Raw genomic sequence first — 22,548 nt, forward strand, 5'->3', positions numbered from 1 at the left:
AGCCAGAGCTTGTGCTGGTAGACCGTTCCGGCGATCTCGCCCTCGCTCACGGCCCGGTTGATGGTGTTGCTGTCGGCGAGGCCCTTGAACTCGACCGTGATGCCGTATTTGGGTGCGACCTCTTCGGCGACGAAGTTGACCAGGGCCTGCTCGGCGGCGTTGCCCTCTGCGGTGGCGACGATGAGGGTGGCGCCCTCGGTGGCGTTGGCGGACTTGGCCGGGTTGAGCAGTGGCACGGCAATCGCGGTCGCGGCGGCCACGGCGACCACGGCGATGCCGGCGATCCAGGGCCAGCGACGGCGCTTCTTGAGTTCGAAGCCGTGCGGCTCGACGGGCGGAGTGGTGGGAGTGGTGGGTTCAGACATGGGGGGATCCTTCGGGGTGAGGTCTGCGTGCTGTGCAGGAGTGCGGGTGAGTGCATGGCTGGGGGCGCATGCGGGAAGGCTCGAGCGAACGAAGTGCGGGGAGCCCGTCCGGCGCGAGAGGGCGCAGGCAGGCAAGATCTGGGCGCACGGGCAGAACCGGTGCGCGTGGGGCTATCGAGCGGGCGAGTTCGGCGTCAGGCCGGACAGCTCGCCCCGGGCATTCGGCGCGGCGTGGGCAGCGGAACAGTGCGGCGGTTCACACCAGGCTCGCTTCGCGGCGGGACGCCCGCGGAAGGCGCGCCTGCGTGCGGCTGTGCGGCGTGGTGAGGCGCACCAGTCGGTCGCCGATCAGCTGCACCGACGCCACGGTGGCCACGAGGATCACGATGGTGGCGAGCATCACCGTGTTATCGAAGCGCTGGTAGCCGTAAGTGACCGCCACGTAGCCGATGCCGCCGGCGCCGATGGTGCCGGCGATGGCGGAGTACTCGATCATGGCGATGGTGTTGATGGTGAGGCCGCCGATGATCGACGGCAACGCCTCGCTGAGCTGGGCGGTGCGGATGATCTGCAGCGGAGACGCCCCTGACGCCTTGGCGACGCGCACCAGCGTGGGCGGCACACCGCGAAGGGAGTTCTCCACGATGCGCGTGAAGAACGCGATGCCGGCAATGGCCATGGGCACAACCGCCGCCGCGATGCCGATGTTGGTGCCGGTGATGAACCGGGTGAACGGCACGATCGACGCCATCAGGATGAGGAACGGTAGCGATCGGCCGATACTCACGATCCAGCTGATGGTGGTGTGCAGGGCGGGATTCTCGAACAGGCCGCCCTGGGCGAGGTTGTGCACCAGCGCCCCCAGCGGGATGCCGACGAGCACGACGATCAGCATGACGATGCCGACCATGATCAGGGTGTCCAGCAGCGCAGGGAAAACCAGCGCGGGGATCTCAGCGAGGGGCACGTTGTTGTTCAGCGGCAGGCTCATGCGACCGGCTCCAGGATCTCGGCCGGCTGCGCGGCCTGCTCGGGGCGGGCCTCAAGGCCCAGGCTGCGGGCCACGCTGATGAGGTGCTCGGCGTTCGCACCCGCGACGCCGATGCTGGCGTGGCCGACGGTGGCGCCGTCGACGGTCTCGATCGAGGCGCCCAGCAGCGACACCGTGGTGCCCAGCTGCCCGGCGAGCCGGGTGAGCCAGTCGGCGGGCACTGCCGCGGAGGTGTAGCTGACGAACCACTCGGTGGCGTCGGCCGGGGCGCTCTCGTGCGAGCGGGCCGGCCGGAGGGCGCGGCCGAGCCCCGAGGCGGGGTCGCGCAGCAGTTCCACGATGCGGCCGCTCTCCACGATCCGGCCGTGGTCCAGCCGCGCGACGGAATCGGCGACCTGCAGCACGGTGTCCATTTCGTGGGTGATGAACAGGATCGACAGGCCCAGGTCGTCACGCAGCTCCTTGAGCAGCGCCACGATCGACCGGGTGGAGTCGGGGTCGAGGCCTGACGTTGCTTCGTCGCTGAGCAGCACGGAGGGGCGGAGTGCGAGGGCGCGGGCGATGCCCACCCGCTGCCGTTGGCCGCCGGAAAGCTGATGCGGGTAATGCCCGGCCTTGCCGGCCAGGCCCACCCGGTCCAGCAGCTCGGCCACCCGGGCGCGGGTCTCTTCGGCCGTGACGCCGAGGTACTCCAGCGGCAGCGCCACGTTCTGGGCGGCGGTGCGGCGCGAGTAGAGGCCATCCGACTGGAAGATTGTGCCGATCCGCCGGCGGGCCACCCGCAGCTGCTTCTCGGTGAGCTGTGAGAGGTTCTCGCCGTTCACCAGCACCGAGCCGCTGGTGGGTCGCTCGAGCAGGTTGACACACTGCGCCAGTGTGCTCTTGCCGGCGCCGCTTGGGCCGACGACGGCGAAGATCTCGCCGGCGTCGACGCTGAAGTCGAGACGGTCCAGCACCACGGTGCGTTGGTCACCGTGGCCGTAGACCTTGGTCAGCTGTTCGAGGCTGATCATGCGGGGCTCAGGCGACAGGCACGCCGACGCGGAAGTTCGCGCCGTGGTGCTCGTCGGGCAGGCGGTCGCCACGGCCGTGCAGCTTCTGCCGCAGGGTGCCCTCGGTGTACTCGGTGGGGTACACGCCGCGCTTCTGCAGCTCGGGCACCACCCAGGTGACCACGTCTTCGAAGGTTCCCGGCGTGATCGCGTAGGCGAGGTTGAACCCGTCCACGTCGGTCTCCGCGGCCCACTCCTCGAGCTGGTCGGCGATCTCGACACCGGAGCCCACGATGAACGGGCCGAGGCCGCCGATGGCGCCGGCACGGGCGATGTCGCCCACGGTCCACTCCGACCCGTCGTGGTTCACGGCCTGGAAGTTGGCCACGGCGGACTGGATGGCGTTGCTCTTGACGTTGCCGATCGGCTCGTCGAGCGCGAACCCGGACAGGTCGACGCCCATCCAGCCCGACATGAAGACCAGGGCACCCTCTTCGCTGGCGTAGCTGAGGTAGTCCAGGTACTTCGCCTGGGCCTTCTCGCTGGTCTCGTCGGTGATGATCGTGAGCAGCGTGTAGATCGTGGCGGAGTACCGGTCGCGGCCGGCGGCTTCGAGCGCGTCGCGGATCTTGGTGACCGTGCCCTTGAGCACGTCCTTGGTCGACGCGGCCACGAAGATCGCCTCGGCATTGCCGGCGGCGAAGGCGATGCCGCGGCTGGAAGCACCGGCCTGGTAGATCACGGGAGAGCGCTGCGGCGACGGCTCGGAGAGGTGGATGCCCGGCACCTGGAAGTGCTTGCCGGAGTGGCCGATCGAGTGCACCTTGCTGGGGTCGGTGAAGACGCCGGTCTCGGCGTTCCGCACCACGGCATCCTCCTCCCAGGAGCCTTCCCACAGCTTGTAGAGCACCTCGAGGTACTCGTCGGCGTAGTCGTACCGGTCGTCATGCTCGAGCTGGTCTTCCTGGCCCATGTTCCGGGCGGCGGAGGGCAGGTACCCGGTGACGACGTTCCAGCCCACCCGGCCCTTGGTGAGGTGGTCGAGCGTGGACATCCGCCGGGCGAACGGGTACGGGTGCTCGTACGCGGTGCCGGCGGTGACGCCGAAACCGAGGTGCTCGGTGACATATGCCATCGCGGGAATGACCAGGAGCGGGTCCGCGACGGGGATCTGCGCACCGTTGCGGATCGCGGCCTCGTTGGTGCCGCCGTACACGTCGTAGGTGCCCAGCACGTCGGCGAGGAAGATGCCGTCGAAGCGGCCCTTCTCGAGCAGCTTCGCCAGCTCTGTCCAATACGCGAGGTCGGTGTAGCTCTGCGACCGGTCGTCGGGGTGGCGCCAGAGTCCGGAGGACTGGTGGGCGACGCAGTTCATGTCGAAGGCATTGAAGCGAATCTGTCTGGGCATTCACCTATGCTCACCGTTGGACGCCGGGAGCACATCCCCCCATGAAACATGGCGTCATACACGGATGCCGCGCAGCATCTGTTGCTGCGTGGCTGCTCAGTGTTCCGGTATGACAGGTTCTGCGATTCTCAGCTCTGGAGCGCCAGCACCGCGGGCCACGCGCGCACCCGCTCCAGCCAGGCCGCGTTCGCCTCGGCGTAGTAGTCGCGGCGGGTCAGCCCGGCAGCAGCGTCCGCATCAAGCAGCACCGTCACGCTGGGGTGCAGCTGCACCGCCGACGTGGGGCAGGAACTCGACAGCGGCCCCTCGAGGGCTGCCCCGATGGCCTCCGCCTTGTGCGCCCCGTTGGCCACGACCAACAGCGAACGGGCTTCGAGAATGGTGCCGATGCCCTGGGTCATGGCGCTGCCGGGCACCGTGGCCAATTCGCCGCCGAAGAACCGGCGGTTGTCGTCGCGGGTGCGGGCGGTGAGGGTGACCTCGCGGGTGCGCGAGGCAAACGACGAGCCGGGTTCATTGAAGCCGAGGTGGCCGTTGGCTCCCACTCCGAGGATCTGCAGGGCGACACCGCCGCTGGCCGCGATGGCCCGGTCGTAGGCGGGACCGGCGGTGTCGGGATCGCCCAGGCCGTCCGGCACGTTCATGCGGGCCGGGTCGAGGGCGAGCGGGCGCACGACGTCCCGGGCGAGCACGGAGTGGTAGCTCTCCGGATGCGTCGGGTCGAGCCCGATGTACTCGTCGAGCGCGAAGCCCGTGACCTCGGAGAAGTCGAGCCCCTGGTCAGCGTGTTCCCTCAGGGCAGCGTAGAGCGGCTCGGGTGAGGAGCCAGTGGCGAAGCTGAGCACGGCCCGCGAGTTCCGGTCCACGACGGCAGCGACAAGGGCTGCGCCGATCTGCGCCGTTTCGGCAGCGGTGGGCAACACGATGATTCTCACGGGGAGGTCCATTCCGGGGCGCGCACGGCGCCGGTCATTGGGTGGCTGACTTGCTCGCCAGTCGCTCGTGGAACCCGGCGAACACCGGGTCCTCGGGGGAGTATCCGCGGCAGGCGGCCAGCTCGACCGCGAGCAGCTGCAGCGGCGCGATGAAGGCGATCGCGCCGAGCGCGTCCCCGTCGACGACGGGCACTACCAGCTCAGGAGCTCCGGCAGGCAGGCCACACCGGGTGTCGGAGATCATGAGCACCCGGGCGCCGAGTCCCGCGGCGAACTCGCGCAGCAGCAGCGCCCGCTCGAGCATCGGCCCGTGCGGAGCCGCCATGACCAGCACGCTGCCCGCTACCAGCCGTCGATGAGGGCCATGCAGGTATTCCTCGACATCGAGGGCCTCGACGGGGAGGCGCGCGGTCTCGAATATTTCTAAGGCCGCCCTCGCGCACCGTGGCGAGGTTGGGTCCGTAGGAGAGCAGCGTGACGGACTCCGGCACCGCATCACCGAACAGAGCGTCGATGGCCGCGGGTGCGGCGGCTATCGCACCGTGCACGACCTGCGGCAACCGCGCCACGGCACCGGCACCCTGGCGCCCGGCCAGGGCGTCGCCGAGCAGTAGGAGGCTGGCCACGGTGCAGACGAACCCCTTGGTCTTGGCGCCGACCAGCTCGGGTCCAGAGCGGATGTCGAGCACCGGCCGCGAGGCGCTTGCTACGGCGTCGCCGGTGACGAGCAGGGTGCGGCCACCGAGGTCGGTGGCGCGGGCGAGGGCCCGACCGGTCGCGGTGCTTCGCCCGCTCTGGGATACGCCGACGACCAGCGTGCGCGGCGTGTCCCGGCAGGCTGGAAGATAGTGCACGAAGCTGCTCGGCAGGTGCGCCCGCGCCCCCCGGGCCATGCGGAGCGAACCTGTCGACCGCGGCCAGGGCCGCGTAGTACGACGACTCGGAACCGACCAGGCGCACCTCGTCGATGCCGCGCCCGACCTCCGCGGCCAGCGCCGACGCCACGGCCGGCACCTCGGCGAGAGTGCGCTCAAGTGCCGCCGGCTGGTCGTGGATATAGCCGAGCATCGTGGTGCTCATACCGGGCCGGCCGCCGTTCCGGTGCGCAGCTCGAGAGTGAACGGGGCATCCGTGCGGCCGGCGATGAGCACCCGCAGGCCCGGGATCCGATCGATGCCGCCGACGTAGCCGAACATCTCGCCCTCGTCGAAGCGGGGCCGGCGGCCGGGCAGCAGCACGCTGCCGGGTGCGGCGCGGAACTCGATCACGTCGTCCCCGACGCTGTAGCGTGCCGTGCCGTCGGCGAAAACGGCGGCGTCGGTGCCCGGCAGGGCCGTCACGCCCTCGAGCACTCCGCCAGGACGGAAGACCAGTTCGATCGCGTAGTCGGTGGACACGCCGTCGAAGGCCATGCTCACGTCGACCCCACCGGCAACCTCGTCGACACTCACCGTGGTGTCCAGGACGATGGGGCTCAGGTCCCGCCGGGGAAAGCTCATGCTGCCGAAGAAGCGACCCTCGTCGCCGAGGTCGTACTCCCCGGTGCGGGAAAGCTTCGCGGCCGCCAGCGGCTGGTAGTAGCCGCTGGCTCGGCGTTCGCGCAGCACGAAGCCGTCGCCGTCGTTGTGCTGTTCAATGCTGCCCGCCCGGAATGCGCCGAGGTCGAAGAACTGCGGCGACACCCGCATGGCGTCCAGAATCGCGTCGCCGTGGCGCATCCGGAGGAACACCGCACTGTTGGCCAGGCCGGATGCGATTCGTCGGGTCCTGGCGAAGTCGCCGCCGCCGAACACGGTGAGGGTGTCCCGACCGTTCCGGCGCCTCGCCAGGCCCACCCAGGAGTAGAACGCTTCGTCGACGGCGGCCTGAGGCGCCGCCGGCGGCAGGGTGCGGGCGAGCATCGGCTCCACCAGGACCTCGGCGAGGTGGCGCACCGGGTCGAGCAGCTCGGGCCGGGCCGTCAGCCTGGCCAGGGTCAGCAGGCTGGGGTTGGAGACGTAGGCGGCGTAGTTGGGGCTCTGCTCGGAATAGAAGCCGTCGGCGTCGATGTCGACGCCCTCCCGCAACCAGTCGTCGACCCGGCCTGCGATGCACGCGTCCGGCCAGAGCTCGTCGATGCGGGCCAGGGCGCTGGCGATTTCCCAGCGGTGGTTGGGGGGTGTGCACACCGCCGGCGAGCAGGGCGGGCAGGGCCGCGGCGGCGATGGCCTGCAGCCGCACTGCGGTCTTCGGCAGCACCGCGGCGACCGGGCCGGGCACGCCGGCTTGCCCGGCGATGATTTCGACGGCGGTGCAGAGGTCGTTGATCGTGAACGAGGTGTCCGGCGGCGAACTGAGGTTGTCGCCGTCGAAGAGGCCGTTGGCGCCCTGGCTGGCCTCGAGGTGGCCGAGCAGGGTATCGATCAGCGGCAGGACGCTGGCATCCGCGTACCAGCGAGAAGTGCGCGATGCCATCACGGTGAGCACCGAGAGCACGGCGCGCATGGTCACCCGGTGCGGCAGGTCCGCGGGAACTCCGGCGGCGAATTCGGTCTTCAGGCCTGCGACGACGGCATCGGAGCCGCGCACCAGCAGGTCGAGGTACGCGCGATCGAGTTCGGTCTCCGTGTGTGCGGTCCCAGCCACGGCTAGTCCTTCAGTCCGGAGTTGAGGTCCGCGCTCATCACGTACTTCTGGAAGATCCCGAAGATGATGGCAAGCGGGATGATCGAGATCACAGATGCGGGCAGCAGCACGGTCCAGTCGATGTTCTCCGCGCCGACGAGGCCGCGCAGGGCCACCTGGATGGTGTACTGCTTAGGGTCGTTCAGTACGATCAGGGGCCAGATGTAGTCGTTCCAACACCACTGGAAGGAGAAGATCGCCAGGGTCAGGATGATCGGCTTGGCCAGTGGGAGCATGATGCGGAAGAAGATGCCCAGTTCACTGACGCCGTCGATGCGGGCCGCTTCGATGAGCTCGTCCGGCACGGTGATGAAGAACTGCCGGAACATGAAGATGCCGGTCGCGGTGATCACCGATGGCACGATGATCCCGGCCAGGGTGTTGTACAGCCCGAGGTCACGGATCGCTGCCCTCGTCCACTTCACCGACGGAACCGCCTTCGACACCCTCGGGTTCAGCGCCTCCTGGTTCAACCCGTTCCTCGCCCCGTCCTTCTCGGCCTTCGCCGCCGGGGTGTCGTTGTCGATCTACATCTACTGGGGCTGGGACGTGACCCTCACCATGAACGAAGAAACCAAGGATCCCGAGCGCACGCCTGGCCGCGCGGCCACGCTCACCGTGGGCATCATCTTCGTTCTGTACATCCTGGTCTCGGTCGCGGCGTTGATGTTCTCCGGCGTCGGCACCGGCGAGCTGGGCCTGGGCAACGAAGAGATCCAGGGCAACGTGTTCGCCGCCCTGGCGGGACCGGTGATGGGCCCGTTCGCCATCCTGATGTCACTCGCGGTGCTGTCCAGCTCGGCCGCGTCGCTGCAGTCCACCTTCGTCGGGCCGGCCCGCACCATGCTCTCGATGGGGCACTACAAGGCGTTCCCCCAGCGGTTCGCCGCGATCAGTCCCCGGTTCAAGTCACCCGGATTCGCCACCGTCATCGCCGGTGTGGTGGCCTGGGCCTTCTACGCGGTGATGCGGGTGCTGAGCACCGACGTGCTCACCGACACCATCCTCACCCTCGGCATCATGATCTGCTTCTACTACGGCGTCACGGCGTTCGCCTGCGTGTGGTCAAGCTGCTCGCACCGCTTGTGGGCGGCATCATCCTCGCCGTGATCTTCGCCACCACCCTGATCGACAGCACCAATCCCGAGTACGGCAGCGGCTCAGAGATCGGCGGCGGCGGCCTGGTGTTCATCCTGGCGATGGTGCTGTTCATCGCCGGCATCGTGCTGATGTTCATCATGCGCGCGGTCAACCCGGCGTTCTTCCAGGGCAAGACCCTCACCAAGGGCACCTCGCGCGACGGCTGACGGATGTGCCGTGAGTGGCGGCCGGGCAGGGCGGACGGGAGCCCGGTGCCGGGCTTCCCCGCCGCGCAAGGCAGAATAGGACGGTGACTGCCACGACTACCTTCGCCCTTGTCCGCCACGGCCAGACCGACTGGAACGCCGCCGGGCGCATCCAGGGGGCGACCGACGTGCCGCTGAACGACATCGGCCGCGGCCAGGCGACCGACGCTGTCACGCCGCTGTCGCAGTACCAGTGGGACTTCGTGGTGGCCTCACCGCTGTCGCGTGCGGCCGAGACCGCTGACATCATCGCGGTCGACCTTGAGCTGGAAGTGATCCGGCACCTGCCCGGACTCGTGGAGCGCAACTACGGACCGGCCGAGGGGCTGTCCGCCGGGCCCAAGCTCGACGCGTTGCGCGTCGACGGAAGTTACGGCTCGTTCCGCGGCGCCGAGGCCGAGGACAGCGTGTCGGGCCGCGGCCTGGGCGCGCTGCGGGAACTGGCCGAGGACTACCCGGGCGCGCGGATCATCGTGGTCTGCCACGGCACGCTCATCCGGCTCAGCCTGATGGCCGCGCTCGAGCGGGACATTCCGCCCATCACGAACGCCGCCATGTCGGTCGTGCAGTTCAACCCGGTCTCCGGCTGGACCGCCACCGTCATCAACAACGAACTCCTCGACGCGGACACCCTCGACGCCGGGGCCCTCGCCGCCCTCTGACCGTCCGCGGAACCCCCTCCCCTCAGCCAACTGTTCCCGCTGCGGACAACTGGTCCCGGCACACCGGGTGCAGATGCCCGATTCGGCAACAGTTGCGAGGCCGCGTGCCTAGCGGCGGGTGGAGACCGTGACCGTGAACTTGGTGTTGCGCCCCACCTGGTGGGTCTGGCCCACGATGCGGGTGAGCGCCGGGCGGTAGCCCAGGTGCGTGTTCCACACACACCAGAGTTCGCCGCCGGGGCGCAACACCCTGGCCGCATCCTCGAATAGCTTCAGCGCGATGCCCGCGTGTACCGACGAGCCGATGTGGAACGGCGGGTTGAGCACGATCAGCTCGGCCGACGCATCCGCTTGCGCGCTCAACGCATCCTCACGCAGCACCCGCACCCGGTCATCGACGCCGTTGGCGCGCATGGTCGCCGCGGCCGAGGCGACCGCGGCAGCGGACTGGTCGGTGGCCAGCACCTGCAGGCTCGGCCGGCGCAGGGCGAGCGCGGCGGCGAGCACCCCGGTGCCGCAGCCCAGGTCGATCGCGGACGTGGCACCCGGCTTCATGCGGTCGAGGAATTCGAGCAGGTAGCGGGTGCCGATGTCGATGGTCGTGCCCGCGAACGCCGCGCCGTGCGCGCTCACCGTGAGCCCGAGGTCGGCGTGCTCGACCGACCGCGGCCACTCGGACTCCCCCGACGCCGGCCGGATCGGCTGCGTCGCCAGCAAGACGCGCGACTTCTGCCGCGCCGGGCTCACCTGCACCTCACCGAAATGCCGCCGCAGCACCTCGTTCATCGCCACGCTCATGTGTTTGATGCGGCCGCCTGCCACCACGGTCACGTCGTCAGCAGCAAACCGGGCGATGGCGCCGGCCAGTTCATCGAGCGCGGCCAGGCTGCGAGGAAGCTGCAGCAGCACCAGACGGGCGCCGCTGAGCAACTCAGCGGCCAGTGGCAGGTGCCGGTACGCCCCGGCCAGACCGGGCACGGTGGCCTGCAGATGGGCCGTGTTCAGGTTGAGGGCTCGCTGCCCCGACAGGGCATCCTGGGACACGCGGATGTCGGCGGGGACGTCCAGCCGCTCACTTAGCTGCGCGGCGGCGGCGAGGGTCAACGCGCCGTAGTGGTCCTCAAGCACCACGACCTCGCCGGGGCCGGCCGTGGCCAGCGCGGCCGCGGCCTCGTCGAGGATCAGCCGGTCGCTGGCGTCGACGGCGAAGAGGTTCGTCGCCTCGACATCGGGCCGGCGCCGCAGGCTCTCGAACGGGAAGTCAGGCATCCGCTCAGAATAGCCGCCCGAACCCGGCCAGGACCGCCCGGCCGGCCCGGAACTCGAACGGCTCCCGAGGGCCGGTGCGGCGTGGGACAATAAGAGACCCCTGCTCACCGAACCGACACGGAAACCGCACCCCATGGCCCACAACCTCAGCGACCTGCAGATCGCCCGCCTCGTCGGGCCGCAGGCGTACTCGCGCGGGGTGCGGTATGCCAAGGAGGGCCGGGTCGAAGACCAGATCTGGCAGCTGGGCGGCAGCCGCCTGCTCGGCACCGTCGGCGGCACCCAGGCACGCCCCTACGACGTCACTGTCACCTTCCAACAGGATGCCAGCGGCACCGTCGTCCGCGCGTCGGGCACCTGCAGCTGCCCGGTGGGCCTGAATTGCAAACACGTCGTCGCGCTGCTGCTGGCCAGCCGATCCACCGCCGCCGACCTCGCCCGCGCCCCGCACGCCGCCGCACTGGCCCAGCGGGCGCGCACCGCCGCGCCCGCCACCTGGCAGAGCGCCCTGGCTCCGCTCACCCGCACCCCAGAGGCCGAACCGACCACCGGAACCGCCCTTGCGCTGCAGTTCGAGCTGCTGCCGCCCCCGCGCGCCGCCCGGCTGCCCGCCCCCGCGATCTCCCTGGCCCGCCTCGGCGTACGACCCATGGTGCGCGGCAAGAAGGGCAAGTGGATCCGCGGCAATCTCACCTGGGACAACCTCGCGTACTCGCGCGGCATGCTCAACCGCACCCAGCTGCGCGTGCTCAGCGCCCTCTTCGAGCTGTACTCGGCGGGGCAGCGCTACCACGTGACCACCGACCCGTGGCTGCACTTGGACGGCTTCGCCAATCGCGCCCTCTGGGGGCTGCTCGGCGAGGCCCGTGAGGCCGGCATTCCCTTCATCGGCACCACGCCCGGGCAGGACCCGGTGCTCGTCGCCAAGGATCCGGCGGAGCTGTCCCTCGACATCCGGCGGGGCGAGTTCGGCCTCACCCTTTTTCCCACCCTCTCGCTGGACGGGCGCACCCTGGACCGCAGCGCCCTGGGCTACATCGGCGACCCGGCGCACGGCGTGTTCACCTGGGCGCCCGACACCGCCGACCTGCGCCTCACCATCGCCCCGCTGGCCCGTCCGGTGGGCCGCGATCTGCGGGTCCTCGCCTCGTCGCAGACCCCGATCACCGTGCCGCGCGACGAGGAGAACGTCTTCCTGGCCGATTTCTACCCGTTCCTGCGCGGCCAACTCTCGCTCACCAGCACCGACGAATCCTTCGACCTGCCCGACACCGCCCGCCCGGTCCTGGCCCTGTCGATCAGCGCCCAGGCGGATGCCCGCATCACCCTGCACTGGGACTGGCACTACACCGGCGGCGCCGGCAGCTCGGGTGACCCCACGATCGCGCCCCTCCGCGGAGCCGCCACCACACACGCGCCGGCCGGCTACCGGGACACCGCGGACGAGGCCCGCATCTTGCATGCCGTCACCGGCATATTTCGCGATTTCCCCGCCCACCTGCCCGCCCTGTTCGCGGCGACCCAGCCCGGCCAGGCCGATGCGGCACCCGCCGCCGCCGGCGCCCCGGACTCCCCCGGCCTGCTCCGCGCCGATGCCACCCTCGACGGCGCCCGCATGATCGAATTCCTCGAGACCGTTCTGCCGGTACTCGACGCGGCCGACGACATCCTCGTGCAGTTCGTCGGTGAGGCCCCCGACTACCGCGAGGCCGCCGCCCCGCCCACCCTCACCTTCGCCACCTCCGCCCGCTCGGAGAGCCGGGACTGGTTCGACCTGTCGGTGCGGGTCACCGTCGACGGCGACGACGTGCCGTTCGACGAGGTGTTCCGGGCCCTGGCCACCGGCCAGGAACTGATGATCCTGCAGGACGGCACCTACTTCAGTCTGGACCGGCCCGAGCTGCAACAGCTGCGCCGGCTCATCGAGGAAGCCCGCGGCCTGCAGGACTCGCCGAACGACTCGCTGCGGATCAACCGGGCCCAGTCCGACCTCTGGGAGGAGCTGCAGGACCTCGGCAGCGCCGAAGCCGAGGCCGCCGCCTGGCGCGACACCCTCGCCGGCCTGGCCGACGGCGCCGAGATCGCCACCCGGCCGCTGCCCGCGGCGGTGAACGCGTCCCTCCGCCCGTACCAGCAGACCGGATACGACTGGCTCGGCTTCCTGCACGACACCGGCCTCGGCGGGGTGCTCGCCGATGACATGGGACTCGGCAAGACCCTGCAGGCCATCGCCCTGATCGTCGACGCGCGTGAACGCCAGTCCGACAACAAGCCGTTCCTGGTCGTGGCTCCCACCAGTGTGGTGCACAACTGGGCCACCGAATGCGCCCGGTTCGCGCCCGGTCTCTCGGTCGCCGCCATCACCGAGACAACCGCCAAGCGCGGCGCCTCACTGGGCCAGGCCGTGGCCACGGCGGATGTCGTGATCACCTCGTATACGCTGTTCCGGCTGGACTTCGACGAGTACGACGCCGTCAGCTGGGCCGGCCTGCTGCTCGACGAGGCGCAGTTCGTGAAGAACCACAAGTCGCGGGCGCACCAGTGCGCCAAGCGCCTGCAGGCCCCGTTCAAGCTCGCCATCACCGGCACCCCGCTGGAGAACAACCTGATGGAGCTGTGGTCGCTGCTCTCCATCACCGCCCCCGGCCTGTTCCCCAATGCCGCCCGGTTCTCCGAGTACTACCAGCGACCCATCGAGACCCAGGCCGACGGCGACCGGCTCACCCAGCTGCGCCGGCGCATCCGCCCGTTCATGATGCGTCGCACCAAGGACCAGGTGGCCAGTGACCTGCCCGCCAAGCAGGAGCAGGTGCTCGAGCTCGAGCTGCACCCCCGGCACCGCCGGGTGTACCAGATGCACCTGCAGCGGGAACGGCAGAAGGTACTCGGCCTGCTCGGCGACCTCAACCAGAACCGGTTCGAGATCTTCCGTTCGATCACCATGCTGCGCCAGCTCAGCCTGGACGCCAGCCTCTACGACGACAAATATGCCGACATCCCCTCGAGCAAGCTCGATGTGCTGATGGAACTGCTCGAAGACGTCGTCGCGGAGGGGCACCGCACCCTGATTTTCAGCCAGTTCACCGGCTATCTCAGCAAGGTGCGCGCCCGCCTCGACGCCGCCGGCGTCAGCTACTCCTACCTGGACGGCCGCACCCGCAACCGGGCCGCCGCGATCGACGGGTTCAAGAACGGCGACACCTCGGTGTTCCTGATCAGCCTCAAGGCCGGTGGGTTCGGCCTCAACCTCACCGAGGCGGACTACTGCATCCTGCTGGACCCATGGTGGAATCCCGCCGCGGAGGCACAGGCCGTCGACCGCGCCCACCGCATCGGCCAGACCAAGAACGTCATGGTCTACCGGCTGGTGGCATCCGACACCATCGAGGAAAAGGTGATGGCGCTCAAGGCGGTTAAGGCCAAACTCTTCGACAGCGTGATGACCGACGGCGCCACGGGCGGCACCGGCCAGGGGCTCACCGCCTCCGACATCCGCGAACTGCTCGAGTAGTCCACTCGTGAGCAATCTTCCCGCCGACTCCGAGGCGGACCAGCCGGGCGACGCCCGCGAGCGGATGAAGCAGGCCGCCCAGCGCGCCCACCGCAGCCGGTCCGTACGCGCCTCGGCCCGGATCGGCCTGCTCGCCAATGGCCTGGTGCACGCCCTGATCGGCGGTATCGGCCTGCAGATCGCCAACGGCGCCGCCGGCGAGGCCGACCAGCTCGGCGCGCTCAGCGCCATCGCCACTCGCCCGGGCGGTCTCGCCGTGCTCTGGCTGTCGACCGTGGCGTTGTGGGGCCTGGCCCTCTGGCAGGGCACCAACGCCGCGTTCAGCGTCGCCCCCAACCGGCGGGTACTGGTGTTCCGCCGGTCGCTGAATGTGGGCAAGGCGCTCGGCTTCGCCCTGCTCGGGACGGTCACCTTCTGGGTGGCCCTCGGCGCCCGGGCCGGCGGCGCTGACAGCGTGCGGCGTGCCGACGCCGCCATCGTCGACAGCCCGATCGGCCTGTTCCTGCTGCTCGTGGTGGGCAGCACGGTGGGCATCATCGGCGGCGGTCTGGTCTGGCGCGGGGTGCGCCGCAACTTCCGTGAGGAGCTGCGTCACCTCTGGGGCCCGACCAAGGTGATCGTGCTCTCCCTGGGTATCTTCGGGCACACCGCGAAGGGCGTCGCGTTCCTGGTCACGGGCGGGCTGCTGGTCGCCGCGGCGGTGTTCGCCGACTCCCGCTGGGTGGGCGGCCTCGACGCCGGGCTGCGATACCTGCTCACCCTGCAGTCCGGGCCGATCCTGCTGAACCTGGTCGCCGCCGGTCTGATCGCGTTCGGCCTCTACCTCGTGGCCAGGGCCGCGTTCCTGCGGCACTGACCGTTACCCGTACGGCCCCGCGGCCTCGCAAGGCTGGGAGTTGGGTGCGGCATGAACATTCGCGAGATTCCGCTCACCGCCGCCGACGGCTCCACCACCTCGCTGGCCGAGTACGCCGACAAGGTCGTGCTCGTTGTCAACGTGGCCTCCCGCTGCGGCCTCACCCCGCAGTACGAAACCCTCGAGCAGCTGCAGCGCACCTACGCCGACCAGGGCTTCACCGTGCTCGGCTTCCCCTGCAACCAGTTCGCCCTCGGTGAGACCGGCTCCAGCGAGAAGATCGCCGAGTTCTGCTCCACCACTTACGGCGTCACCTTCCCGCTGATGGAGAAGACGAAGGTGAACGGCGGCTCACGGCATCCGCTGTACGCCGAGCTCACCCAGACGCCGGATGATGCGGGCAAGGCCGGCAAGGTGAAGTGGAACTTCGAGAAGTTCGTGATCTCGCCCGCGGACCCCATCCACCGGTTCCGCCCCACCACCCTGCCGGACTCCCCCGAGGTGATCGCGGCGATCGAGGCCGGCCTGGCCGAACTCCCCTCCGCGGCCTGACCGGCGCCGACGGGCGGCGCCCGTCTGCCCCATCTGTTGCCGAAGCGGACAATTGCGCCCGGTGTGCCGGCAGCAATTGTCCGGATCGGGAACAGTCACTGCCGGACTAGCTCGTGGGCGGCAGCACGCCGTAGGACGCCGCACTGTGCATCTCGATCGCCACATACGGTTCATCGCCGACCACGCGGGCGTTGTGCCCGGGCGGGATCAGGTAGGAGTCGCCGGGCTCGATGCTCGCGCTGGTGCCGTCGTCGAGCGTCGTCTCCAAGCGGCCGGAGATGCAGTAGCCCACGTGCAGCAGCTGGCAGGAGTTGGTGTGCACGACGGGCTGGATGTTGTCCGCCCACGTCCAGCCGGGTTGCATGGTCATGCGCCCGATCGAGAATTCGTCCAGGTGGACGAGTTCCAACAGGGTCTTCTCGGGCGCGCGGCGTTCGTCGGGTGAGGAATGCGACTTCACCTGCAGGGTGTGCGTTGCGGTGGACATGGTTCCCTCCCAGCATTGTGGGCCGATCGAGGGGCTCCGGCACGCGGCCCACTTCCGTGCGCGGCCTGTGACCCAGCCAGCGTAGACCTGGCCGGGGGCGGCGGTAAGCCCGGCTACCAGCCGATCCCAGCACCGGGTACCGAGGTGATCGTGACATCGAAGCCCGGGTACAGCTCGGGCCGGATGTCGTCGATCAGCTGCTGAAGGGCCGCGCCCTCGAGCACGGTGTGGTCGGTCTTCGTGCCGGAGTCCGGGTAGATCTCGACCTCCACGGTCACGGTGAAAACGTTCGCCCCGGTGATGAAGGATTGGTCGCCCACGGCCTTCTGCACCAGCTCGGTGACGCGCCTGATCTGCGGCTGGATGTCGAGCTCGGTGAAACCCACATTCTCGTGCAGCTCGTACGGGTCGCCGACCGCGTCGAGAATGGCGAGGGCCACCGGTGGGGCGTCGGCCTTGAAGCTCATGCCGAAACCCTCGTCGGCGATATAACCGTAGGCGTAGTCATCGGGGAACGTCGTGCGGATCTGCTCGATGGCGGTGCCGATCGGCCCCTGTCGCGCCTCGATCTCCGCCTCTTGTTCCGGCGTCAACGCCTCCGTGATCGGCGCGGGCCGGCTCTCCGGCACCGGCGTGGCCGAGATCACCGGGGTGGGCGACGCGTCCGGTGGCGGAGCGTCGGTAGCGGCGGGTTCGGTCTCGGCTGCCGCCAGCAGCGGCGGCACGGCGAGCAGGGCGACCACACCCACAGCCAGGATGATCACCCCGGCCACGATCAACCTTTTTCGCATACCGCTACCGCCATTGCCAGCCATTGAAACCCCCGTCGTCTGCTGCCGAGGCTAGCCCAGGTGAGCGGATGCCCGCTGGCCCCCGTTCGCACCGGGACCTTGCGCGCCTCAGAAGTCGAGCAGGTTCTCCTTGAGGGTGGCGTGGGTGTATTCGGTGCCGGCCAGGCCGCGGCGCTGCAGTTCGGGCACCAGGCCGTCCACGATCTCGGCCACAGCCTGGCGGCTGAGCGCGCCGGAGATCAGGAAGCCGTCGCCGCCGACCTGCTCCATCGCATCCTGCATTTGCTGGGCGACGGTGGCCGGGGTGCCCACGAACGGCACCGCGTTCAGGCTCGGCATCGAGGCGAGCTCGCGCAGGGTGGCGGTGCCGGCCTCTCCGCCCTTGCGCAGGAATGCCTCAAGGGTGGTGCGGTGACCATTGGTGGTGATCTCGGGAACGGGAGCATCCATATCGAACTGGGTGAAGTCGACATTGGTCAGGGCGCTCAGATGGGCCAGGGAGACGTCCATGCCCTCCGGGGTCATCGTCGCCCGTCGGGCCGCCTTGGCCTGGGCCAGCTCATCGGTCTCATCGAGCACCGGGCTCACCACGAACAGCACCTTGCAATCGTCGGGGTTGCGGCCGGTTTCCACCATGAGGGCACGGATGTCGTCCCGGTAGGCCTTCATCTCGGCGACGCCGGTCGCGGAGCAGATGATGGTGTTGGCATGTTTGGCGGCGAACGCGCGGCCGCGCGGGCTGCCGCCGGCCTGGCAGAGCGTGGGCTGACCCTGCGGGCCGGGCATCATGTTGAGCGGACCGCGCACCTTGTAGTACTTGCCGTCGTGGTCAATCGGGTGCACCTTCGTGTGGTCGGCGAAGACGCCGGTGTCGCGGTCGCGCACCAGAGCGCCCGGGTCCCACGAGTTCCACAGGCCCTTGACGACCTCGTATTCGTCGGCCATCTCATAGCGTTCGTCGTGTTCGTAGTGCAGGTCAAGGCCGAAGTTCTGCGCGGCGCGGTCCTCACTCGAGGTCACCACGTTCCAGCCGATGCGACCGTGGGTGAGGTTGTCGAGGGTGGCGTACATGCGGGCCGTGATGAACGGCGGATAGAAGCTCGTTGATGCCGTGGCGATCAGGCCGATGTGCTTGGTGTGCTCGCCGAGCTTGGCCATCAGCGGCAGCGGGTCCTGCTTGGGGGCGTACATGTTGTACTTCAGGTCGGTCGCCATCGAGCCGCCGTGCACATCGGAGACCATCAGCGAGTCCTCGAACATGACGAAGTCGAACTTGCCGCGCTCCATCATCTTCACGATGTCGACGTAGAACTCCCCGTCGATCCAGCTCTCGTCGTTGTTGCCGTCGAACTGGCCGAGCCAGGACGGAGAGGAGAAGTTGAGGAACCAGCCGAGGTGGAATTTGTTTGCCATGACGAGAGGTTAGAAACGGCGCATTTCACCTCGGCTACACGATGGCACCTGTGGCATTACGCGAGGGCGGCGCAATACGCGGGCAACACGGGATCGATCCGTCGAAACAGCCGCCGCCTAGCGTATGGGTCATGACAGACACCGGCGCGCCCCGCCCGCACGGCACCACGGTGGCGTGGACAGTCGACGACGGCACCAACGCCGAGTCGATTCGCCTGTTCGTGGCTGAGACCGGGGTGCGCGTCACCCTGTTCCCCTGCGGCAGCTACCCCGGCTGGGCCGAGCATGCCGCGCTGTGGCGGCCGCTCGTCGCCAGCGGGCAGGCCCAGGTGGGCAACCACACCTGGTCGCACCGGGAGTTCACCGACCTCACCGACGACGAAATAATCGAGGAACTCACGCTCAGCGAGGAGTTCTTCCTGAAGCACTACGGCCTGAGCACCAAGCCGTATTTCCGGCCGCCGAACGGCTCCCGCGACGACCGCACGGATGCCGCGGCGGCGCGCGCCGGCTTCACGGTGCAGGCCATGTGGAGCAGTCTGCTCGTCGAGGGGCCGACCCGCACCGCGGAGGAGCTGATCGCCTCGGCCGATGTGGCCTTCCACCCGGGCGGCATCGTGATCGGCCACCTCAACCTTGATGTGATGCAGGATGCGTTGCCCGCACTGCTGGGCGCCATCACCACGGCAGGCCTCCGCTCGGTCACGATCCGCGATGTCTTCGCCGCCTGACTGTTCCCGCAACTGACAAATGCGCCCGGCGTACCGGGCGCATTTGTCCGTTCTGGCAATAGTTGTGACCGATGAAGGCACAGTCAATCGTTGGACTGCAGGCGCTGCTTGAACGAGCCCTCGGGCTGCCTGCCGCGCACGAGGCCACGGCGCTGCAGTTCGGGAACGAGGCCGTCGCAGACTTGGTCGATGTAACGGCGGGTGATCATGCCGCCGCCACCGGCGAAGATCAGGAAGCCGTCACCGCCGACCTCCTCGAACACCTCCTGCATCTGGTCGGCGACCGTGTCCGGGGTGCCGCAGAGCGGCACTGCCTCGAACTCGTCCGACGCTGCGGCCTCCCGTAACGGGCGGCCGGCGCCCCACTTCTGAAAATTGTCGGGCACAATGGGATCCATGTGGATCTTTCAGCCCTGCAGTTAATACGCGAAGAGATTGTCGCGAAAGGTGCCGGGCAGGTACTTGTCGCGGATGAGGCCGCGCCGACGAAGCGCGGGGGCGAGGCCGTCGCAGACCTCGGTAATGTTCTTGCGGGTCACCGGCATCGCGACCAGGAAACCGTCGCCGCCGGCCTCCTGCATCGCCTCGTCCATCTGCCCGGCCACAGTCTCGGGCGAGCCGACGAGGGTGACGGATACCGTGCCCCGGCGCTGGGACGCCAGTGCCTCGCGCAGGGTCTTGCCCTCCGCCGCCTTGAGGAAGTCGTCGACCACGCTCTGGTGCCCGTTGTGCTTGCCGGTGAGGTCTGGAATCTCCTCGTCGAGCGCAAACTTCGACCAGTCCAGGCCGGAGATGTACGACATCCGCATCAGCGAGGCCTCGATGTTGCCCTCGTTCGCGGCATCCATGCGGCGCTTCTTCTCGATCGCGTCGGCATCCGTGTCGGCGAGCACCGGCTCCACCAAGAACAGCACCTTGACGTCTTCCCGGCCGAAGCCGATCATGCGCCGCGAGATGACGTCGCGGTAGCGCTTCATGCCGGCCGGACCGTCGGCCGAGGCGAGGATGGTGTCGGCATGCTTTGCGCCGAAGTCCATGCCGGCCGGGGATCCGCCGGCCTGGCAGATCACCGGGTGGCCCTGCGGCGACGGCACCGTGTTGAGCGGTCCACGCGTCTTGTAGAACTCGCCGTCGAAGTCGGCCCGGTGCACCTTGGTGTGGTCGGCGAACATGCCGCTCTCCTCGTCGAGGGTGAGCGCGCCGGGCTCCCAGGTGTTCCAGAGCGCCTTGACCGACTGCACCCACTCGTCGGCCATGCGGTAGCGCAGGTCGTGCTCGTAGTGCTTGGCCAGGCCGTAGTTCTGCGCCGCCGCATCCGGGCTCGCGGTCACCAGGTTCACGCCCACCCGACCATGGCTGAGGTGGTCGAGGGTGGTCAGCAGCCGCGCGGCCAGGAACGGCGGGTAGAAGGTGGTGGCGGCGGTGGCCACGATGCCGAGGTGTTTGGTGGCTGCGGCCAGCAACGGGATGAGCGGCATCGGGTCCACTCGCACGATGCCGGCGCGCAGGGACTCCTCCATGGTTCCGCGGAAGGTGTCCGGAATGACCGAGGAGTCTTCCATCATCATGTATTCGAACCCCGCCCGCTCCAGCGACGTGGCCAGGTCGATGAACAACTGCGGGTTCGCCAGGTCGGCCGCGGCATTGCCCGACCACTGCTGGTTCCAGCCGTAGGAACCGAAGCCGTAACCCGGGAACCAGCCCATGTGGAACATCTAAAATTCCCTCAGGTTGTCGCGGAGCGTGGCTCCGGTGTATTCGCTGCGGATCAGGCCGCGGCGGCGCAGCACCGGGGCCAGGCCGTCGGCGACCTCGCTGATGTAGCGCCGGGAGAGCTGGCCGGCGATCAGGAACCCGTCGCCGCCGACCTCCTGCATGGCCTCGTCCATCACGCTGGCGACCTCGTCGACGGTTCCGCTCACCTCGAGCGAGCCGAGGCGCACGGGCCGCTGGGCGATCTCACGCAGGGTGGTGGTGGGATCTGACCCCTGCAGCATGCCGAGGGTGGTGGAGGACGCCGCATCCGTGTTGATGGTCGGCAACGGGGCGTCCAGGTCGAACTGTGAAAAGTCGATCCCACTGGTCCAGGAGATCCGGGCGAGGACGTCCTCCACGGTGGTGGCGTCGATGCGCTTCTTCTTGGCCACGGCCTCGTCGTGGGTCTCGCCGGCCTGGCAGACCACCGGGCGGCCCTGCGGGGACGGGATGGTGTTCAGCGGTCCGCGGGACTTGTAGAACCTGCCCTCGAAGTTCACCGCGTTCACCTTGGCGTGGTCCGCGTAGATGCCGCTCTCGTAGTCGGCGATCACGGCGTCGGGCTGCCACGACGTCCAGAGCTGGTTGACCAGGTCGATCCATTCGTCGGCCATCTCGTAGCGCAGGTCGTGCTCGTAATGCTCGTCGCGGCCGAAGTTCTGCGCGGTGCGCACATTGTGTGCGGTGACCAGGTTGATGCCGGCGCGACCGTTGGAGAGGTGGTCGAGGCTGGCCATCAGCCGGGCCGCGGCGAACGGCGGGTAGTACGGGGTGGCAATGGTCATGATCACGCCGAGGTGCCGGGTGGCCTGCATCAGCAGCGGCACCAGGATTGCCGGCTCGTGCTTGGGCGCGTGCGCCGCCTTCGCGAGGTAGTACTCCGCGGTGCCCTGGTAGGCGTCGGGGATGAACGAGCCGTCCTCGAGCATCATGTAGTCGAAGCGGGCGCGTTCCATCGCCCTGGCGAGCTCGATATAGAGGTCCGGGCTGGTCCAGTCCCTGGCCGGCTCACCTGACCAGTCCTTGCCCCAGCCCGGAACCGTGTAGTTGAGAAACCAGCCCATGTGGAACATTCGGATGCCCTGCCCTTCGTCGTTTGTCAGAACCCATTCCAGTGGCGGCGCATTTCCCGAAAGGTGACGCGGCGTTAACGCCGTATTGCGCCGCCTCCTGCCTGGCCGCGACCGGGCGACCGGAGTAGCGTCAGGGCGCAGGAGGCACGCACCATGGCGAAACTCATCTACACCGCAATCACCTCACTGGACGGCTACGTGGCCGACGCCGAGGGGAACTTCGACTGGGGCGCCCCGGATGACGAAGTGCACACCTTTGTCAACGACCTGGAGCGTTCGGTCGGCACCTACCTCTACGGGCGAAAACTGTACGACGTGATGGTGGCCTGGGAAACCATGCACCAGGGCGACGACGAGCTGCCCGCCGTGATGCGCGACTACACCGCGATCTGGCAAGCCGCCGACAAGATCGTCTACTCCAGCCGCCTGGCCGAACCGGCGAGCCGGCGCACCCGCATCGAGCGCACCTTCGACCCGGATGCGGTACGGGCACTCAAGGAATCGGCATCCGGTCACCTGTCGATCGGTGGCCCGCACCTGGCCGCGCAGGCCTTCACTGCCGGACTCATTGACGAGGTCCAGCTGTTCATCAACCCCGTTGTCGTCGGTGGCGGGATCAGCTTCCTGCCGGACGGCCTGCGCGTCGAGCTCGAGTTGAAAGACGAGTACGCCTTCCGCAACGGAGTCGTCTACCTGGGCTACAGCGTGCGCCGGTAGGTTCCCGCCGGTCAGCCGCGCAACTGTCGC

General features: G+C 68.9%; 22 protein-coding genes and 1 pseudogene. 8 read left to right on the top strand and 15 right to left on the bottom strand.

Going from position 1 to position 22,548, the window contains the following annotated elements:
• From JWP54_RS09855 to JWP54_RS09885, 7 genes are all read right to left on the bottom strand, one after another.
• The coding region (locus JWP54_RS09855; RefSeq protein ID WP_297371126.1) for a MetQ/NlpA family ABC transporter substrate-binding protein at positions 1 to 365 on the bottom strand (365 nt) is incomplete at its 3' end.
• Positions 366 to 621: 256 nt separating this feature from the next.
• Positions 622 to 1,356 carry a methionine ABC transporter permease gene (locus JWP54_RS09860; RefSeq protein WP_297371129.1) on the bottom strand — a complete coding sequence of 245 codons (735 nt, stop codon included), beginning with the start codon at positions 1,354 to 1,356 and terminating at the stop codon, positions 622 to 624.
• A complete protein-coding gene (locus JWP54_RS09865) occupies positions 1,353 to 2,369 on the bottom strand; it encodes a methionine ABC transporter ATP-binding protein (RefSeq protein WP_297371131.1) in 1,017 nt (338 codons plus the stop codon). The genes JWP54_RS09860 and JWP54_RS09865 overlap by 4 nt, the downstream gene beginning before the upstream one ends.
• A gap of 7 nt (positions 2,370 to 2,376) precedes the next feature.
• Complete coding sequence (locus JWP54_RS09870; RefSeq protein ID WP_297371134.1) at positions 2,377 to 3,756, bottom strand: LLM class flavin-dependent oxidoreductase; 1,380 nt, start codon at positions 3,754 to 3,756, stop codon at positions 2,377 to 2,379.
• A gap of 128 nt (positions 3,757 to 3,884) precedes the next feature.
• The gene (locus tag JWP54_RS09875; protein ID WP_297371137.1) at positions 3,885 to 4,691 is read right to left on the bottom strand and encodes a glucosamine-6-phosphate deaminase; all 807 of its coding nucleotides are present in this window, start codon (positions 4,689 to 4,691) and stop codon (positions 3,885 to 3,887) included.
• Between the two features lie 34 nt (positions 4,692 to 4,725).
• Positions 4,726 to 5,016 (bottom strand): hypothetical protein, encoded by a 291-nt coding sequence (locus tag JWP54_RS09880; RefSeq protein WP_297371140.1) that lies wholly within the window; start codon positions 5,014 to 5,016, stop codon positions 4,726 to 4,728.
• A 751-nt stretch (positions 5,017 to 5,767) separates the two neighbouring features.
• On the bottom strand, positions 5,768 to 6,859 hold the full coding sequence (locus tag JWP54_RS09885) for a hypothetical protein (RefSeq protein WP_297371143.1): 1,092 nt from the start codon (positions 6,857 to 6,859) through the stop codon (positions 5,768 to 5,770).
• On the opposite strand from JWP54_RS09885, the gene JWP54_RS09890 reads away from it, so the two are divergent.
• Complete coding sequence (locus JWP54_RS09890) at positions 6,852 to 7,322, top strand: hypothetical protein (protein WP_297371146.1); 471 nt, start codon at positions 6,852 to 6,854, stop codon at positions 7,320 to 7,322. The two genes, JWP54_RS09885 and JWP54_RS09890, sit on opposite strands and share 8 nt — an antisense overlap.
• On the opposite strand, the gene JWP54_RS09895 is transcribed toward JWP54_RS09890, so the two are convergent.
• The gene (locus JWP54_RS09895; protein ID WP_367274211.1) at positions 7,319 to 7,801 is read right to left on the bottom strand and encodes a carbohydrate ABC transporter permease; all 483 of its coding nucleotides are present in this window, start codon (positions 7,799 to 7,801) and stop codon (positions 7,319 to 7,321) included. The genes JWP54_RS09890 and JWP54_RS09895 overlap by 4 nt on opposite strands.
• Here JWP54_RS09895 and JWP54_RS09900 point away from each other — a divergent pair.
• Both JWP54_RS09900 and JWP54_RS09905 read left to right on the top strand, forming a co-directional pair.
• Positions 7,785 to 8,662 (top strand): annotated as a pseudogene (locus JWP54_RS09900) (APC family permease); the annotation flags it as partial. The gene JWP54_RS09895 and the pseudogene JWP54_RS09900 sit on opposite strands and share 17 nt — an antisense overlap.
• Before the next feature lie 83 nt (positions 8,663 to 8,745).
• On the top strand, positions 8,746 to 9,363 hold the full coding sequence (locus JWP54_RS09905; protein ID WP_297371150.1) for a histidine phosphatase family protein: 618 nt from the start codon (positions 8,746 to 8,748) through the stop codon (positions 9,361 to 9,363).
• 108 nt (positions 9,364 to 9,471) lie between these two features.
• Here the strand turns inward: JWP54_RS09905 and JWP54_RS09910 are convergent, their stop codons facing one another.
• Positions 9,472 to 10,632 carry a methyltransferase gene (locus JWP54_RS09910; protein ID WP_297371153.1) on the bottom strand — a complete coding sequence of 387 codons (1,161 nt, stop codon included), beginning with the start codon at positions 10,630 to 10,632 and terminating at the stop codon, positions 9,472 to 9,474.
• A gap of 133 nt (positions 10,633 to 10,765) precedes the next feature.
• On the opposite strand from JWP54_RS09910, the gene JWP54_RS09915 reads away from it, so the two are divergent.
• From JWP54_RS09915 to JWP54_RS09925, 3 genes are read left to right on the top strand one after another with little or no spacing between them, the layout of a single operon-like run.
• Positions 10,766 to 14,143 carry a DEAD/DEAH box helicase gene (locus tag JWP54_RS09915; RefSeq protein ID WP_297371156.1) on the top strand — a complete coding sequence of 1,126 codons (3,378 nt, stop codon included), beginning with the start codon at positions 10,766 to 10,768 and terminating at the stop codon, positions 14,141 to 14,143.
• A 7-nt stretch (positions 14,144 to 14,150) separates the two neighbouring features.
• Positions 14,151 to 14,999 (top strand): DUF1206 domain-containing protein, encoded by an 849-nt coding sequence (locus JWP54_RS09920; protein WP_297371159.1) that lies wholly within the window; start codon positions 14,151 to 14,153, stop codon positions 14,997 to 14,999.
• Positions 15,000 to 15,050: 51 nt separating this feature from the next.
• Positions 15,051 to 15,551, top strand: coding sequence for a glutathione peroxidase (locus JWP54_RS09925; protein WP_297371162.1), 501 nt, complete (start codon positions 15,051 to 15,053; stop codon positions 15,549 to 15,551).
• Between the two features lie 106 nt (positions 15,552 to 15,657).
• Here JWP54_RS09925 and JWP54_RS09930 read toward each other — a convergent pair whose 3' ends face one another.
• The 3 genes from JWP54_RS09930 to JWP54_RS09940 form a co-directional block, all read right to left on the bottom strand.
• Complete coding sequence (locus JWP54_RS09930) at positions 15,658 to 16,038, bottom strand: cupin domain-containing protein (RefSeq protein WP_297371165.1); 381 nt, start codon at positions 16,036 to 16,038, stop codon at positions 15,658 to 15,660.
• 113 nt (positions 16,039 to 16,151) lie between these two features.
• Entirely contained in the window at positions 16,152 to 16,829 is a 678-nt protein-coding gene (locus JWP54_RS09935) for a hypothetical protein (RefSeq protein ID WP_297371168.1), read from the bottom strand.
• A gap of 108 nt (positions 16,830 to 16,937) precedes the next feature.
• Positions 16,938 to 18,242, bottom strand: coding sequence for an NtaA/DmoA family FMN-dependent monooxygenase (locus JWP54_RS09940; RefSeq protein ID WP_297371171.1), 1,305 nt, complete (start codon positions 18,240 to 18,242; stop codon positions 16,938 to 16,940).
• Positions 18,243 to 18,373: 131 nt separating this feature from the next.
• On the opposite strand from JWP54_RS09940, the gene JWP54_RS09945 reads away from it, so the two are divergent.
• Entirely contained in the window at positions 18,374 to 18,973 is a 600-nt protein-coding gene (locus tag JWP54_RS09945) for a polysaccharide deacetylase family protein (RefSeq protein WP_297371174.1), read from the top strand.
• Positions 18,974 to 19,056: 83 nt separating this feature from the next.
• On the opposite strand, the gene JWP54_RS09950 is transcribed toward JWP54_RS09945, so the two are convergent.
• Genes JWP54_RS09950 through JWP54_RS09960 form a run of 3 tightly spaced genes read right to left on the bottom strand, consistent with a single transcriptional unit; the run spans position 19,057 to position 21,792 of the window.
• Positions 19,057 to 19,359 carry a hypothetical protein gene (locus JWP54_RS09950; RefSeq protein ID WP_297371179.1) on the bottom strand — a complete coding sequence of 101 codons (303 nt, stop codon included), beginning with the start codon at positions 19,357 to 19,359 and terminating at the stop codon, positions 19,057 to 19,059.
• A 33-nt stretch (positions 19,360 to 19,392) separates the two neighbouring features.
• Positions 19,393 to 20,679, bottom strand: a complete 1,287-nt coding sequence (locus tag JWP54_RS09955; RefSeq protein ID WP_297371183.1) for an NtaA/DmoA family FMN-dependent monooxygenase — start codon at positions 20,677 to 20,679, stop codon at positions 19,393 to 19,395.
• A gap of 9 nt (positions 20,680 to 20,688) precedes the next feature.
• Positions 20,689 to 21,792: an LLM class flavin-dependent oxidoreductase gene (locus tag JWP54_RS09960; RefSeq protein ID WP_297371185.1), complete on the bottom strand. Its 1,104-nt coding sequence runs from the start codon at positions 21,790 to 21,792 to the stop codon at positions 20,689 to 20,691.
• Between the two features lie 162 nt (positions 21,793 to 21,954).
• On the opposite strand from JWP54_RS09960, the gene JWP54_RS09965 reads away from it, so the two are divergent.
• Positions 21,955 to 22,518 carry a dihydrofolate reductase family protein gene (locus JWP54_RS09965; RefSeq protein ID WP_297371188.1) on the top strand — a complete coding sequence of 188 codons (564 nt, stop codon included), beginning with the start codon at positions 21,955 to 21,957 and terminating at the stop codon, positions 22,516 to 22,518.
• Positions 22,519 to 22,548 lie beyond the last annotated feature (30 nt).

Source organism: Cryobacterium sp., from assembly GCF_025463825.1.
In the GTDB taxonomy this organism is placed as follows: Bacteria; Actinomycetota; Actinomycetes; order Actinomycetales; family Microbacteriaceae; genus Cryobacterium.